The 15,636-nt window shown below is 65.3% G+C and carries 11 protein-coding genes and 1 pseudogene; 3 read left to right on the top strand and 9 right to left on the bottom strand.

Going from position 1 to position 15,636, the window contains the following annotated elements; all coding sequences use genetic code 11:
• From QEP15_RS06430 to QEP15_RS06390, 9 genes are all read right to left on the bottom strand, one after another.
• Nucleotides 1-2,529 (bottom strand): TonB-dependent siderophore receptor, encoded by a 2,529-nt coding sequence (locus QEP15_RS06430; RefSeq protein ID WP_280148575.1) that lies wholly within the window; start codon nt 2,527-2,529, stop codon nt 1-3.
• Between the two features lie 80 nt (nt 2,530-2,609).
• On the bottom strand, nt 2,610-3,599 hold the full coding sequence (locus QEP15_RS06425; protein WP_280148574.1) for a FecR domain-containing protein: 990 nt from the start codon (nt 3,597-3,599) through the stop codon (nt 2,610-2,612).
• Nucleotides 3,592-4,125, bottom strand: coding sequence for a sigma-70 family RNA polymerase sigma factor (locus QEP15_RS06420; protein WP_280148573.1), 534 nt, complete (start codon nt 4,123-4,125; stop codon nt 3,592-3,594). The genes QEP15_RS06425 and QEP15_RS06420 overlap by 8 nt, the downstream gene beginning before the upstream one ends.
• 112 nt (nt 4,126-4,237) lie before the next feature.
• Nucleotides 4,238-5,329 (bottom strand): cell division protein ZapE, encoded by a 1,092-nt coding sequence (zapE, locus tag QEP15_RS06415; protein WP_280148572.1) that lies wholly within the window; start codon nt 5,327-5,329, stop codon nt 4,238-4,240.
• 92 nt (nt 5,330-5,421) lie between these two features.
• The gene (gene lpdA / locus QEP15_RS06410; protein WP_056322141.1) at nt 5,422-6,849 is read right to left on the bottom strand and encodes a dihydrolipoyl dehydrogenase; all 1,428 of its coding nucleotides are present in this window, start codon (nt 6,847-6,849) and stop codon (nt 5,422-5,424) included.
• A gap of 132 nt (nt 6,850-6,981) precedes the next feature.
• Nucleotides 6,982-8,217, bottom strand: a complete 1,236-nt coding sequence (gene odhB / locus QEP15_RS06405; protein ID WP_056322139.1) for a 2-oxoglutarate dehydrogenase complex dihydrolipoyllysine-residue succinyltransferase — start codon at nt 8,215-8,217, stop codon at nt 6,982-6,984.
• A 103-nt stretch (nt 8,218-8,320) separates the two neighbouring features.
• Nucleotides 8,321-11,188, bottom strand: coding sequence for a 2-oxoglutarate dehydrogenase E1 component (locus tag QEP15_RS06400; RefSeq protein WP_152383740.1), 2,868 nt, complete (start codon nt 11,186-11,188; stop codon nt 8,321-8,323).
• A gap of 327 nt (nt 11,189-11,515) precedes the next feature.
• On the bottom strand, nt 11,516-11,986 hold the full coding sequence (locus QEP15_RS06395; protein WP_056322133.1) for an Lrp/AsnC family transcriptional regulator: 471 nt from the start codon (nt 11,984-11,986) through the stop codon (nt 11,516-11,518).
• Nucleotides 11,983-12,180, bottom strand: coding sequence for a hypothetical protein (locus QEP15_RS06390; RefSeq protein ID WP_152383739.1), 198 nt, complete (start codon nt 12,178-12,180; stop codon nt 11,983-11,985). Before QEP15_RS06390 ends, QEP15_RS06395 begins: the two co-directional genes overlap by 4 nt.
• Between QEP15_RS06390 and QEP15_RS06385 the strand changes: the two genes are divergently transcribed.
• From QEP15_RS06385 to QEP15_RS06375, 3 genes and pseudogenes are all read left to right on the top strand, one after another.
• Nucleotides 12,179-13,195, top strand: coding sequence for a 1-aminocyclopropane-1-carboxylate deaminase (locus QEP15_RS06385; RefSeq protein WP_280148571.1), 1,017 nt, complete (start codon nt 12,179-12,181; stop codon nt 13,193-13,195). The genes QEP15_RS06390 and QEP15_RS06385 overlap by 2 nt on opposite strands.
• 174 nt (nt 13,196-13,369) lie before the next feature.
• The gene (gene puuE / locus QEP15_RS06380) at nt 13,370-14,314 is read left to right on the top strand and encodes an allantoinase PuuE (protein WP_280148570.1); all 945 of its coding nucleotides are present in this window, start codon (nt 13,370-13,372) and stop codon (nt 14,312-14,314) included.
• Nucleotides 14,278-15,636, top strand: a pseudogene (locus tag QEP15_RS06375) (hydantoinase/carbamoylase family amidase); the annotation flags it as partial. The gene puuE and the pseudogene QEP15_RS06375, both read left to right, overlap by 37 nt.

Below are 15,636 nucleotides of genomic sequence, written 5' to 3'. Positions count from 1 at the left end.
TTACCAGCGATATCGCAGGCTCGCCTTGATGGAGCGCTGGTAGCCGAACCAGCACCAGGACTCGCCGGAGCACGACGCGATGTACTCCTTGTCGAACAGGTTCTGCACGTTCAGCGCAACCTGCATGCCCTTGAGGGCGGGCGAGGCGCGGCCCAGGTCATAGTCCAGCATCAGGTCCACCAGCGTGACTTTCGGCACCTTCAGCGTGTTGGCCTCGTTGGCGTACGACGAACCGATGTACCGCACGCCGCCGCCCACGCCAAGGCCGGCCAGCGGGCCTTCCTGAAGCTGGTAGCGCGCCCAGGCCGACGCCTGCTGCGACGGCAGCGCGGCGGGGGTCTTGCCGGTCAGGTCAAAGCCCGCCGCATTCGGATAGGCCTTGGTGTATTCGTTGTTCATGACCGAGTAGGCGGCAATCAGCGACAGGCCGCGCATCGGCTCGGTCTTGGCCTCGAGTTCGATGCCCTGCGTGCGCAGCTCGCCCGCCTGGATCGAGCAACGTCCACCCGCCGTGCCGCACAGGTGCGTCGGGTCCGGGTCGGTGGTCGTCATGTTCTCGCGGCGGATGTCGAAGGCCGCGAAGGTCAGCATCGTGGCCGAGCCCGGCGGCTGGTACTTGATGCCCACTTCGTACTGCTTGCCCTCGATCGGCTTGAACGGCGTGTTGTTCCAGCCCGTGCCCGACTGCGGCTCGAAGGATTCCGAGTAACTGAAGTACGGCGCCACGCCGTTGTCGAAGTTGTAGATGGCGCCGAACCGGCCCGAAAACGCTTCGGCGTTCAGCTTGGACGGGGTGACGCGGCCCGAGGCGATCGCCGTCGTCTCGCCCACGTTGCGCGACCAGTCGTAGCGCCCGCCCAAGAGGAACGACAGACGGTCGATCTTGATCTGGTCCTGGAAATACACGCCGGTCTGGTACTGCGTGGTGGTCGCGTCGCTGGAGAATGCCGGCACGGGAATGTTCTGGAAATTGTCCGGATTCTTCACGTAGAGCGCCGGCGCGGAACCAAATCCCGACAGCGTGTCGGTCTTGACGTGCTGGTAGTCGAATCCCACCAGGACGTCGTGGCCGATCTTGCCGGTGTTGAAGCGGGCCTGCAGGTTGTTGTCGATGGTCAGCGCCCCCACATCCACGTCGGTCGCGATCGAGGCGCGCTGATGGTACAGGTAGGTCCTGTCCGTATAGCCGTAGTAGTTGGTCATCGCGCCATAGACGCTGCGGTACTTGGCGTCCGAGTGCGTCCAGCGCAGGCTTTGCGAGGCCTTGAACGTGTCGTTGAAGCGATGGTCCAGGATGTAGCCCAGCGAGTAGCTCTTGCGGTCGCTCTTTTCGAAATTGGCGTCGCCATCGTAGTAATCGGCGGGCAGCCGGAAGCCGTCGGGCGCGCGCAGCAAGGTGCGCATGGCCGGCACCGCGCCGTACGACCCCATGTCGGGATCATGCTGGAAATTGGTCAGGATGGTCAGCGAGGTATCGGCATTGGGTTTCCAGGCGAACGCGGGTGACACGAAGTAGCGGCGTTCCTTGGTGTCCTGCACCTGGCCGTCCGACATGTAGCCCGATCCCACCAGGCGATACAGGTACTTGCCCTCTTCGTCGATGGGGCCGCCGAAGTCGAAGTTGGCGCGGCGGAAGTCATAATTGCCAACCTGCAGTTCCACCTCGCGCAGCGGCTCGTCCAGCGGCCGCTTGCTGACCTGATTCACCACGCCGCCCGGACCGCCCTGCCCGTACATGACCGACGCCGGCCCCTTGAGCACGTCCACGCGCTCAAGGCGGAAGGCATCGACCTGCGGCAGCGCATCGCGGCCGCCGAACACGCGTAGCCCATCAAGGTACGTGGACGCCGAGAATCCGCGCACGTTGAACTGGTCCAGGCGGGTCGCCGTGGCGCCGCGCGACTCGGTGGCCACGCCCGCTGTGTAGCGCAGCACCTGATTCAGCGTCTGCGCGCCCTGCTCGGTGATCTGCTCGCGCGTGACCACGGACACCGACTGCGGCGTCTCGATCAGCGGCGTGTCCGTCTTGGTGGCGCTGGCGCTGGCGGTAGCCACGTAGCCCACCGTGGGCGCATAGGCGCTGTCCGACATGCCCGTGACCGTCACGGGCGCCAGAGTATGCGTATCGCCCGCGGAGGCTGGCGCGGGCGCCAGCGTCCACGTGTTGCCCGATTGCGCGCGCGCCTGCAGGCCGCTGCCCGCCAGGATGCGCGAGAAGCCCGCGCCCACCGTATACGCGCCGTTCAACCCGTCCGAACGCCGCCCCCGCACCAGCGCCGGATCGAACGACAGCACCACGCCCGCGCTGCGCGCGAACTGCGTCAGCGCATCGGCCAGCGGCCCTGCCGGAATCTGGAAACTGCGCTGGCCATTGGCGGCTGCCGCCGCGTCTGCGGCTGGCGTGGACTGCGCCCAGGCCGCGGGCGCGCCGGCGGCCAGCGCCCCGGCGCACGACACGGCCAGCACGGCTTGACGGCCGGCGGTCAGCGGTGCGCGCAGGCGGGTGTGGATTGAAGCGGACACAAACATCTCCCTGTACGGTGGTTTCTTTCTGCTTTCCGTACGGGGATGCAAAACCTGCAATGCGCCGGCAAGAAAATTTGTAACGGTCAGGCGTCGCGCGGTCCGACCTGCAGCCAATAGTGCGTGTGGCGCGTGACGGTGATCGGCAGGGAGTGTTCCAGCGCCTTGAGCGCGCGCTCGGCGTCGTCCAGCGGAAACACCCCGGAAAGCCGCAAGGCCGCCACCGCGGGATCGACGCGGATGACGCCCACGCGCTGGCGGGCCAGGTATTCGGCAAAGTCGTCCAGCCGCCATTCGTTGGCCACCACCATGCCGTCCACCCAGGCGAGCCGGTCCGGGTCCGTCGCGCCGCGCTGAAGTTCTCCGTCTTCGGCAGGGAACAGCCGTTCACCGGCGGCAAGCTGCGTCAGGACGCCATCGCGCAGCAGCGCCACGCTGCCTTCGTACACGCCCACGCGCGCGCCTTGCGCCGTTCGCCGCAGGTCGAACCGCGCGCGCTCGGCCTGCACTTGGCCGTCGCCGGTGTCCACGCGCAGCGTCCGCGCGCCCGGATACGGCTCGGCCTGCACCAGCATCTCGCCGCGCAAGAGCGCAATATCACGTACGTTGCCGCTGACGTTGACGCGCACGGCAGAATCGCTGTTCAGGGTGACGCGCAACCCGTCCGCCAGCGCAAGGGCCTGGCGTTCGCCCACGCGGGTGCTGTAGTCGGCGACCAGCCGCTGCCAGGGCGCATGACGGTAGCCGGCCCACCCGGTGGCGGCCACGCCGGCCACGGTCAACAGGCTGCGCAGCGCGGCGCGCCGGCTGCGCGAGGCGGGCGCGTTCAGCGCCGTGTGCGCCAACGCCGCCGGCACCCGGCGCGCATCGCGGCCGATGTCCTGCAGGCGGTCCCACGCGACGCGATGCGCGGGATCCTGCGCAATCCAGGCGCGGCACGACTCGCGCGTTTGCAGGTCCGCCACGCCCGATTGCAACCGGGTCCACCAGACAATGGCCTCGCGCACGACGGCCTCCGAAGGGGCGGCATCCGAGGACCTGCCTGCGGGGGGCATGAGCTTCAGCGCGTCAGGCATGGATCGCCGCATAGCACGCGGACATCGCGCGCACCATGTATTGCTGCACGGAGCTCAATGACACATCGAGGCGTTCGGCGATCTCGGGATACGTCAGGCCGTCAAGCTGCGACAGCAGGAACGCGGCGCGGGCCTTCGGCGGCAACCCGTCCAGCAGGCGATCCAGTTGCACCAGCGCCTGCAATTGCTCGGCCTGCGCCTCGGGCGACGGCGCATAGGTTTCGGGCACGCTGGCCAGATAGGCAAGGTACGCGTGTTCCAGCGCGGCGTGGCGCTGGTGGTCGACGACCAATCCCTTTGCGATGGTGGTGAGGAGCGCCCGGGCCTCGTTGACCCGCACCTGCTTGCGGCCCTGGATCACCCTGACGAAGACGTCCTGCGCCAGATCCTCGGCGCGATGTTCGCAACCCAGCCTGCGGCGCAGCCATCCGAACAGCCACGGGCGGTGATCGCGGTACAGGCCATCGACAGGCGCGACCTGGGCGTCGACGCACGGGGCCGATGAGGAAAGCAAGGTGGAAGACACGGATGAGACTGCGGCGCGGGACCAAAAGTCTCAAAATCTTAATTGATAATGACTTGCATTAACAATGATTGACCTCACCCGGCCCCGAAATTGCGGGCCGGGTGACGCATTACTACAACGTCACAGCCAGGCGGCGTTCGGATTCCAGGTATTCGCGCGACTGCATTTCCATGATGCGCGAGACGGTCCGGTGGAACTCGTTGGCCAGCGCGCCTTCCGTGTAGATCTCTTCGGGCTCGCATTCTGCCGACATGATGAGCTTGACGCGATGGTCGTAGAACACGTCGATCAGCCAGGTGAAGCGGCGCGCCTCGGACGCCTGGCGCGGGCCCATGCGCGGCACGCCCGACAGGATCACCGCGTGGAAGCGGTTGGCCAGTTCCAGGTAGTCGTTCTGCGAGCGCGGACCGCCGCACAACGTGGCGAAGTCGAACCACACCACCGAGCCGCCCAGCGCCAACGCGCGGATCTCGCGATGCTCGATGTGCAGCACGGGCTCTTGCGGGGGGGTGTCGGCCAGCGCGTCGAAGGCCGCCTGCAGCGCCTGCTGCGCATGCTCGTCCAGCGGCGTGTGATAGCTCTGCACCTGCTCCAGCGAGCGGCGGCGGTAATCGATGCCCGCATCCACGTTCATCACGTCCATGCGCGACTGGATCAGCGCGATGGCGGGCAGCACGCGGTCCCGGTGCAGGCCGTCGGTGTACAGCGTGGAGGGTTCGTAGTTGGACGTCATCACGAACGACGTGCCGTATTCGAACAGCTTGAGCAGCAGGCGGTGCAAGATCATTGCGTCCGCCACATCGGACACATGGAATTCGTCAAAGCAGATCAGCCGGTAGCGCTTGGCCACACGCTTGGCGACCTCGTCCAGCGGATCCTGCATGCCCTTGACTTCCTCGAGCTCGCGATGCACACCGCGCATGAATTCGTGAAAGTGCAGGCGCGTCTTGCGCACCACCGGCACGGTGGCATAGAACGCATCCATCAGGAAGCTCTTGCCGCGGCCCACACCGCCCCACAGGTACACGCCGCGCGGCACGTCGGGACGGTTCAGCAGCTTTTTCAGCGCGTTCGAGCGCATCGACTTGAACTTGACCCATTCGTCGTAATAGCGCTGCAAGCGGTCGATCGCCTTCTTCTGCGCGTCGTCGGGCTTGTAGCCGCGTTCGGCCAATGCGTGTTCGTAGTAGTCGCTGACGTTCATAGGGGAACCGGATCAGGCTGAAATGGTAATGGCGGTAAAGAAAAGGGCGGGTCCTGGAACCCGCCCCCGGTCTTGCAGCAGTCAGTCGCGGCTTAGAAGTTCAGCGCGCGCTTGTCCACGGCCAGCGCGGCTTCCTTCACGGCTTCCGACAGGGTCGGGTGCGCGTGGCAGATGCGGGCGATGTCTTCGGCGGCGCCGCGGAATTCCATGATGGTCACGGCTTCCGAGATCAGTTCCGAGGCCATCGGGCCCACGATGTGCACGCCCAGGACTTCATCGGTCTTGGCATCGGCGATCACCTTGGCAAAGCCGGTGGTGTCGCCCAGCGCGCGGGCGCGGCCGTTGGCCAGGAACGGGAAGCTGCCCGCCTTGTACTCGCGGCCTTCGGCCTTGAGCTGCTGTTCGGTCTTGCCGACCCAGGCGATTTCCGGCGAGGTGTAGATGACCCACGGCACGGTGTCGAAGTTGACGTGGCCATGCTGGCCGGCGATACGCTCGGCAACCGCCACGCCTTCTTCTTCAGCCTTGTGCGCCAGCATCGGGCCGCGCACCACGTCGCCCACTGCCCAGACGTTCGGCAGGTTGGTCTTGCAGTCGCCGTCCACGGCCACGAAGCCGCGTTCGTCCAGCTTCAGGCCCACGGCGTCGGCGTTCAGGCCGCCGGTGTAGGGCACGCGGCCGATCGAGACGATCAGCTTGTCCACGACCAGCTTCTGCTCGGCGCCCTTGGCGTCGACGTAAGGCACGGTCACGGACTTGGCGGTCGCCTTGATCTCGCCGATCTTGACGCCCATCTGGATGTTCAGGCCTTGCTTGGTGAAAGCCTTCAGGGCTTCCTTGGCCACTTGCCCGTCGGCGGCAGCCAGGAATTCCGGCATCGCTTCCAGGATGGTGACTTCCGAACCCAGGCGGCGCCACACGCTGCCCATTTCCAGACCGATCACGCCAGCGCCGATGACGCCCAGCGTCTTGGGCACGGCGCCGATGTTCAGTGCGCCGTCGTTGGACAGCACGACCTTTTCGTCGAACGGCAGGCCGGGCAGTTCACGCGCCGACGAGCCGGTGGCGACCACGACGTGCTTGGCAACCAGGTCTTCCTCGGCGGTGCCGGTGACCTTGATGGCCCAGCCGCCTTCCACCTGGCCGCTGAACGCGCCCTTGCCGTGGAAGAACGTGACCTTGTTCTTCTTGAACAGGTAGAGGATGCCGTCGTTGTTCTGCTTGACCACCGTGTTCTTGCGGCCGATCAGCGTGTCGAGCTTCAGGCTGACGCCCTTGACTTCGATGCCGTGCTCGGCGAAGTGGTGGTTGGCTTGCTCGTAGTGTTCCGACGATTGCAGCAGCGCCTTGGACGGGATGCAGCCGACGTTGGTGCAGGTGCCGCCGGGAGCCGGGCCGCCCTGGCCGTTCTGCCAGGCGTCGATGCAGGCGACCGACATGCCGAGCTGCGCGGCGCGGATGGCGGCGATGTAGCCGCCGGGGCCTGCGCCGATCACGACGACGTCAAATTGTTTGGACATAGTGTTCTCGCGAATGAGGGGTGAAGAAGCGCACTTGCTGCCCAGCGGGGTCGTGCTGCGGGCCGGCGGGGAGCCGGCCCGGGCGCCGCGCGACTTGCGGGTCGCGCTCGGCGCCGGCCAGGGGCGTCGAGATTACAGGTCCAGCAACAGGCGCTGCGGATCTTCCAGGGCGTCCTTCATGGCGACCAGGCCCAGCACGGCTTCGCGGCCGTCGATGATGCGGTGGTCGTAGGACAGGGCCAGGTAGTTCATCGGGCGGATGACGATCTGGCCGTTTTCGACGACGGCGCGATCCTTCGTGGCGTGCACGCCCAGGATGGCCGATTGCGGCGGGTTGATGATCGGGGTCGACAGCATCGAGCCGAACACGCCGCCGTTGGAGATCGAGAACGTGCCGCCGGTCATCTCTTCGATACCCAGCTTGCCGTCAGCGGCGCGGCGGCCGAAGTCGGCAATGGTCTTCTCGATGTCGGCGATCGACAGCTGGTCGGCGTTGCGCAGGATCGGCACCACCAGGCCACGCGGGCTGCCGACAGCGATACCGATGTCGAAGTAGCCGTGGTAGATGATGTCCTTGCCGTCGATCGAGGCGTTGATCAGCGGGTACTTCTTCAGCGCGGCAACGGCGGCCTTGACGAAGAACGACATGAAGCCCAGCTTGATGCCGTGTTCCTTTTCGAACTTGTCCTTGTACTTGGCGCGCAGGTCGATGACGGCCTGCATGTTGACTTCGTTGAACGTGGTCAGGATCGCGTTTTCCTGCTGCGATTGCAGCAGGCGCTCGGCGATGCGGGCGCGCAGGCGGCTCATCGGCACGCGCTGTTCCGGACGGCCGTCCAGCGACAGCGTGGTCGGGGCGGGCGCGGCGGCAGCCTTGGCCGGCGCGGCCTTGGGCTGGGCGCTGGCGGCCAGGGCGTCGCCCTTGGTCACGCGGCCATCGCGGCCGGTGCCCGACACGGAAGCGGCGTCAACGCCCTTCTCGGCCAGGATCTTCGAGGCGGCGGGCGAAGCGACGCCGGCAGCGGCGGTCGAGGCTGGGGCGGCAGCGGCGGGCGCCGGCGCGGCGGCGGCTTGCTCAGCGGCCTTGGGGGCTTCGGCCGGTGCGGTGGCGGCGGCGGCAGCCTTGGCGGCGGTGTCGATGCGGGCCAGCACTTCGCCGGAGGTCACGGTGCTGCCATCGCCCTTGACGATTTCGGACAGCACGCCCGAGGCGGGGGCCGGCACTTCCAGCACGACCTTGTCGGTTTCGACTTCGATCAGGATTTCGTCGGCTTCAACGGCAGCGCCCGGCTGCTTCTTCCAGGTCAGCAGGGTGGCTTCGGAAACGGATTCGGAAAGTTGGGGAACGACGACGTCGGTAATAGCCATTTTGTTTATTCCGTAGAGAGTGTGTTCTTGTCACGCGGCGCGGCAAGGTTCGAAACGGGGTTCCGGAACGCTTGCCGCCCGCGGCGCGTGCATCAAGCAAGAGTTACTTCGTCAACATGACCTTGAACTTGGGCGCGAAGGCCGTTTCGATCAGGGCCTTCTGCTGCTCCTGGTGCTTGGCCAGGTAGCCCACGGCCGGCGATGCCGACGCGGCACGGCCTGCGTAGCCAAGCTTCTGGCCTTCGACCATGTTCTCGTACACGTGATGCTGAACGTAGAACCAGGCGCCTTGGTTCTGGGGTTCGTCCTGCACCCAGATCACTTCGGTTGCCTTGGGGTACTTGCGCAGTTCGGCTTCGAACGACTTGTGCGCAAACGGATACAGCTGCTCGACGCGGATGATGGCGACGTTGTCGGCGCCACGCTCGCGGCGGGCGTTGACCAGGTCGTAGTAAACCTTGCCCGAGCAAGCCAGCACGCGCTTGACCTTGCTGGCGTCGATGGCCTCGTCGACCTCGCCGATGACCGGGCGGAAGCTGCCGCCGGCCAGATCGGTCAGGGGCGAACCGGCGTCCTTGTTGCGCAGCAGCGACTTCGGCGTGAACAGCACCAGCGGCTTGCGGAACGGACGGATCATCTGGCGGCGCAGGACGTGGAAGATCTGCGAAGCCGAGGTCGGCTGAATCACCTGCATGTTGTTGTCGGCGCACAGCTGCAGGAAGCGCTCGATGCGGCCCGACGAGTGCTCGGGGCCCTGGCCTTCGTAGCCGTGCGGCAGCATCAGCGTCAGGCCCGACTGGCGGCCCCACTTGGCTTCGCCGGAGCTGATGAACTGGTCGATCACGACCTGGGCGCCGTTGACGAAGTCGCCGAACTGGCCTTCCCAGATGACCAGCGTGTTCGGTTCGGCGCTGGAGTAACCGTATTCAAAGCCCAGCACCGCCTCTTCGGACAGCACGGAGTCGATGACGGTGAACGGCGCCTGGCCTTCCGACACGTTCTGCAGCGGAATGTAGGTGCCGTCGTTCCAGCGTTCGCGGTTCTGGTCGTGCAGCACGGCGTGGCGGTGCGTGAACGTGCCGCGGCCCGAATCCTGGCCGGTGATGCGGATGGCGTAGCCCGAGGACACCAGGGTCGCGAAGGCGAGGTGTTCGCCCATGCCCCAGTCCAGGTTCATTTCGCCCTTGGCCATCGTGCGGCGGTCGTTCAGCAGCTTGGCGACCAGCGGGTGCACCGTGAAGCCTTCCGGCACGGTGGTGATGCGTTCGCCGATGCGCTTGAGTTCAGCCAGCGGCACGGCGGTGTCGGCCTGGTCGGTCCACTTGGCGCCCAGGAACGGCGACCAGTCGATGGCGTACTTGCTCTTGTAGTCGGTCAGCACCGGTTCGATGGTGCGTTGGCCGTCTTCCATGAGCTGGCGGTAGTCCTTGACCAGCTGATCGGCTTCGCCGTCGGCCAGCACGCCTTGCGTGGTCAGCTTGTCAGCGTACAGCTTGCGCGTGCCGGGGTGGTGGCCGATGCGCTTGTACATCAGGGGCTGCGTCAGCGACGGGGTGTCCTGCTCGTTGTGGCCCAGCTTGCGGAAGCAGACGATGTCCACGACGACGTCGTGGCGGAACTGCAGACGGTAGTCCAGCGCCAGCTTGGTGACGAACACCACGGCTTCGGGATCGTCGCCGTTGACGTGGAACACCGGGGCTTCGATCATCTTGACCACGTCGGTGCAATACAGCGTCGAACGCGAGTCACGCGGGTCGGACGTGGTGAAGCCGATCTGGTTGTTGATGACGATGTGCAGCGTGCCGCCCGTACCGTAGCCGCGCGTCTGCGCCAGGTTCAGGGTTTCCATCACGACGCCCTGGCCGGCAAAGGCCGCGTCGCCGTGCACCAGCACCGGCAGCACTTGCTTGCCTTCGGCATCGCCGCGGCGTTCCTGGCGGGCGCGTGCGCTGCCTTCGACGACGGGGTTGACGATTTCAAGGTGCGACGGGTTGAACGCCAGCGACAGGTGGACGGGGCCGCCGCGCGTGGACAGGTCGCTCGAGAAGCCGTTGTGGTACTTCACGTCGCCGTCGGTCAGGCCTTCGGCGTGCTTGCCTTCGAACTCGGCGAACAGGTCGCCGGGCATCTTGCCCATGATGTTCACGAGCAGGTTCAGGCGGCCGCGGTGGGCCATGCCGACCACGATTTCCTGGACGCCGTTTTCACCGGCGTGGTTGACTACTTCGTCCATCGAGGCGATGAAGCTTTCGCCGCCTTCCAGCGAGAAGCGCTTCTGGCCGACGTACTTGGTGTGCAGGAAGCGTTCCAGGCCTTCGGACTCGGTGAGCTGCTGAAGGATGTGGCGCTTTTCTTCCGCGGTGTACGTGGGCGCGCCCAGCGTGGTTTCCAGGCGTTCCTGGATCCAGCGCTTGGCGGCGGGGTCGGAGATGTGGGTGAATTCTGCACCGATGCTGCGGCAGTAGGTGTCGCGCAGCGCCTTCAGGATGTCGCGCAGCGTCATCGTGCTGGCGGTCGTGAAGTAGGTGTTGGTGGCCGAGTACGTCTGGTCCAGATCGGCTTCGGTCAGGCCGTAGAAGGCGGGATCGAGCTCGGGGATCGGCGGACGTTCCTGGCGCTTGAGCGGATCGAGGTCGGCCCAGCGCGAACCCAGCGAACGGTAGGCGGCAATCAGCGATTGCACCGAAACCTGCTTGCTGGCCACGCTCAGGTCGGGTTCGGCGCAGCGTTGCACGAAGGCATTGGCCTTGGCGCGCTGGGCGAACGATTCGACGATGGGAGCGTGGGCCTGGTCGCGAGTGGATTCCTGGCCGTCGGTTGCGGGAGCGTGCTGCAATTGGTCGAAATATTCGCGCCAGTTGTCAGGTACCGAACCGGGGTTATCGAGGTAGGCTTCGTAAAGCTCCTCGACATACGGGGCATTACCCCCAAAGAGGTAAGACGTGGATAGAGATTCTATTTCCGAAGACATATCGCTTCACCTTTACGAGTGCTTCACTCGAGACGATGCAGGAAAACCTTCCGCGACACGGGCTTCCCGTTAGGCGGATAGCAGGGGCAGAAGGCGCGTACAAGCCTTGAAAGCCTATGGTCGAGAAGTATAACCCTTTGAGTTTACGGGCGTCTTCCCGCATTTCCGTGACGCGAAAGCCCTTTCGGAATGCCGTCATGCAGCAACGGAATGTCCGTCCAACCCCTTCCAATGCGCCGTCTACGCGCCACCAAAATCGGTCAATGCAAAATGCCGCAGCGCGTCATTTTGAATAGCAGAAAAGGCAAGTGTTGCATTTACGCCGCGTCAAACAGGCAGCGCAGTGGTCGACATGATCTCTTTCAGTACGAAAAAGGTGCGAATTTGGCGTACGCCAGGCAGCTTGATGATCTCGCCCGCATGCAGCTTGTTGAATCTTTCCAGATCGCGGATGCGCAGCATCAGGAAGTAGTCGAATTCGCCTGCCACCAGGTGGCATTCCAGGCAGCCGCTGATGCTCTTGGCCGCTTCCTCGAAGTCGGTGAACGAGTCGGGTGTGGAACGGTCAAGCACCACGCCCACGATGACTAGCGTGGCCATGTCCACGTCGGCAGGTTCCAGCAGCGCGACCGTCTTTCGGATGATGCCTTCGCTTTTGAGCCGCTCGACGCGCCGCAGACACGCCGCCGGACTGAGATGCACGCGCGCGCTCAGGTCCAGATTGGTGATCTGCGCGTCGTCCTGAAGAATGCGCAGGATCTGGCGGTCGATGCGGTCCAGCGTGAACACGGCGGTCATGGAATGCGTCCCTGAAAATTAAATTTGGTCGCGGTTTTTAATTTAGAAATATTAATTGCATAAACACCAATAAACGAGGTTTCGATTTGGCAGATTGAAAAAATACGCAATTGACCCCTCAAGCCCATGATTTCTATGATTTTTGCGAACCCTGCCAAAAAGCGCAGGCCGCCCGAATCATCAGGAGCCACCATGGATCTGCAACGCTTTCCCCGTCATCGCCTGACCTTCGGCGATACCCCGATCGAAAAGCTGGACCGCCTTTCTCAGCATTTGGGCGGCAAGGTCGAGATCTACGCCAAGCGCGAGGACTGCAACAGCGGCCTAGCGTTTGGCGGCAACAAGCTGCGCAAGCTTGAATACCTGATCCCGCAGGCGCTGGAACAAGGTTGCGACACGCTCGTCACCATCGGCGGCATTCAGTCCAACCACACGCGCATGGTCGCGGCGGTGGCCGCCAAGCTGGGATTGGCCTGCGTGCTGGTGCAGGAAAACTGGGTGGATTATTCGGATGCGGTCTACGACCGCGTCGGCAACATCATGATGAGCCGCCTCATGGGCGCGGACGTGCGGCTGGTCGACCAGGGTTTCGACATCGGCTTTCGCCGCAGTTGGGAAGAGGCGCTTGAAGAAGTGAAACGCCGCGGCGGCAAGCCCTATGCGATTCCCGCGGGCGCATCCGACCACGAGCTGGGCGGGCTGGGCTACGTGGGCTTTGCCGAAGAGGTGCGCCACCAGGAAGCCGATCTGGGATTCAAGTTCGACTACATCGTCGTCTGCGCGGTCACGGGCAGTACGCAGGCCGGCATGGTCGTGGGCTTTGCCGCCGACGGCCGCGCCGACCGCGTCATCGGCATCGACGCATCCGCCACGCCGGAGCAGACGCGCGCCCAGGTCCTGCGCATCGCGCGGCGCACCGCCGACCTCGTCGGGCTGGACAGACCCATCGAAGACAAGGACGTGGTGCTCGACACGCGTTACGCCTATCCCGCGTATGGCCTGCCGTCAGCCGAAACCAACGATGCCATCCGTACCTGCGCCCGCCTGGAAGGCATGATGACCGACCCCGTGTACGAAGGGAAATCCATGCAGGGGATGATGGACATCATCCGCAAAGGCGAGATTCCCGCCGGTTCGAAGGTCCTGTATGCGCACCTGGGAGGGGTGCCGGCGATCAACGCCTACAGCTTTCTCTACCGCACCGGATAGCGGCGGCTTCGGCGTCATGGGGTGGCCTTGCGGGGATTTGCGGTGACGCCAAGCCCCCCGTAGGGCAACCCAGGATGGCGCGGGAGGGACAATTGATGTACATACTTTGTATACACAAATCCACACGCGAATCCTGTGTTGCCTAGCCACGGTTTCGCGTTCCCCCGCCCGCCCATGCCCGCCTACGATTCCACCAAGCCTTACCCCCGCGACCTCGTCGGCTACGGCCGCAATCCGCCGCACGCGCAATGGCCAGGCACCGCGCGGATTGCGGTGCAGTTCGTCCTGAATTACGAGGAAGGCGGCGAAAACAGCGTGCTGCATGGCGACGCCGGCTCCGAGCAGTTCCTGTCCGAGATGTTCAGCCCCGCCAGCTATCCGGACCGGCATCTCAGCATGGAAGGCATCTATGAATACGGCTCGCGGGCGGGCGTGTGGCGCATCCTGCGGGAATTCGAAAAGCGCCAGCTGCCGCTGACGGTGTTCGGCGTCGGCATGGCGCTGCAACGCCATCCGGACCTGACCGCGGCGTTCGTGGAATTGGGGCATGAAATTGCCTGCCACGGCTGGCGCTGGATCCACTACCAGAACGTGGATGAAGCCACCGAGCGCGAGCACATGCGCCTGGCTATCGACGCCATCACCACGCTGACGGGCACACGGCCGCTGGGCTGGTACACCGGCCGCGACAGCCCCCGCACCCGCACGCTGGTCGCCGACGATGGCGGATTCGAGTACGACAGCGACTATTACGGCGACGACCTGCCCTTCTGGATGCAGGTGCGCAAATCGGATGGCGCCACGGCGCCGCAGCTCATCGTGCCCTACACGCTGGACTGCAACGACATGCGCTTTGCGCTGCCGCAGGGCTTTTCCCACGCCGATCCCTTTTTCCAGTACCTGAAGGACAGCTTCGACGCGTTGTATGCCGAAGGCGACGAGGCGCCCAAGATGCTCAGCATCGGCATGCACTGCCGCCTCTTGGGCCGGCCCGGCCGCATCGTTGCCCTGCAGCGTTTCCTGGATCACATCGCGCGCCACGATCGCGTCTGGGTGTGCCGCCGGCTGGACATCGCGCGGCACTGGAAAACCACCCACCCCTACCTCTCCGACCGTTGAACAGGACGACCATGACCAACAATCTGAACGAGCCGAACGTCGAGCCGCGCCCGCACAGCCGCCACGGCGAAACCGGCATGGGCAGCGACATCTGGGACTGGCACGAGGCGCTCAGCGTCTACAGCGATCCGGGCTACGCCGAAAAAGGCCAGCTCACGGTCACCTACCTGACCGACGCGCACCGCGCCTGCGCCGCGCGCATCTCGCAATGGATGCGAGACTGCGGCTTTGACGAGGTCGGCATCGACGCCGTCGGCAATGTGGTGGGACGCTATCGCGCCGCCCAGTCCGGCGCGCCGGTCCTCATGACCGGCAGCCACTTCGACACGGTGCGCAACGCCGGCAAGTACGACGGCCGGCTTGGCATCTTCGTGCCCATGGCCTGCGTGCGCGCGCTGCATCGCGAGAACCGGCGCCTGCCGTTCGACATGGAGGTGATCGCCTTCGCCGAGGAAGAAGGCCAGCGCTACCGGGCCACGTTCCTGGGCTCGGGCGCGTTGATTGGCAGCTTCAATCCCGACTGGCTCGCGCAGAAGGATGCGGACGGCATCACCATGCGCGAGGCCATGATGCACGCGGGCCTGGACATCGACGGGATTGCCCGCCTGCGGCGCGATCCGGCCGATTACCTGGGCTTTGTCGAGGTGCACATCGAGCAGGGTCCGGTCCTGTATGAAATGGGGCTGCCGCTTGGCGTCGTCACGTCCATCAACGGCTGCGTGCGCCATCAGGTGCAGATCCTGGGCCTGGCCAGCCATGCCGGCACCACGCCCATGAACCGGCGGCGCGACGCGGCCGTCGCGGCCGCCGAGCTGGCGCTCTATGTTGAACGCCGCGCCGCCCGCGATGGCGATTCGGTCGGCACGGTAGGCATGTTCGAGGTGCCCAGCGGATCGATCAACGTCGTGCCGGGCGAGTGCCGCTTCAGCCTGGACCTGCGCGCTCCCAGCGATGTGCAGCGCGACGCGCTGGTCGATGACGTGCTGGCCGAGCTGGCCGCCATCTGCGCGCGGCGCGGTCTGCGCTATTCGATTGAAGAAACCATGCGCGCCGCCGCCGCGCCCAGCGATCCTCGCTGGCAGCAGCGCTGGGAGCGCGCGGTCGACGCGCTGGGCGTCCCCGTGCACCGCATGCCCAGCGGCGCCGGCCACGACGCCATGAAGCTGCACGAGATCATGCCGCAGGCGATGCTCTTCGTGCGCGGCCAGAACAACGGCATCAGCCACAACCCCCGCGAATCCACCACCAGCGACGATATCGAACTTGCCGCGCAAGCCATGCTGGGCTTGCTCGACGCGCTGGCCAACGAAACCTCGACATAA

Origin of the sequence: Achromobacter mucicolens (assembly GCF_029866465.1) — a bacterium.
In the GTDB taxonomy this organism is placed as follows: domain Bacteria; phylum Pseudomonadota; class Gammaproteobacteria; order Burkholderiales; family Burkholderiaceae_B; genus Achromobacter; species Achromobacter mucicolens.
The sequence above is the reverse complement of the archived record's forward strand: the minus strand, read 5'-3'. Positions and strand labels throughout refer to the sequence as shown.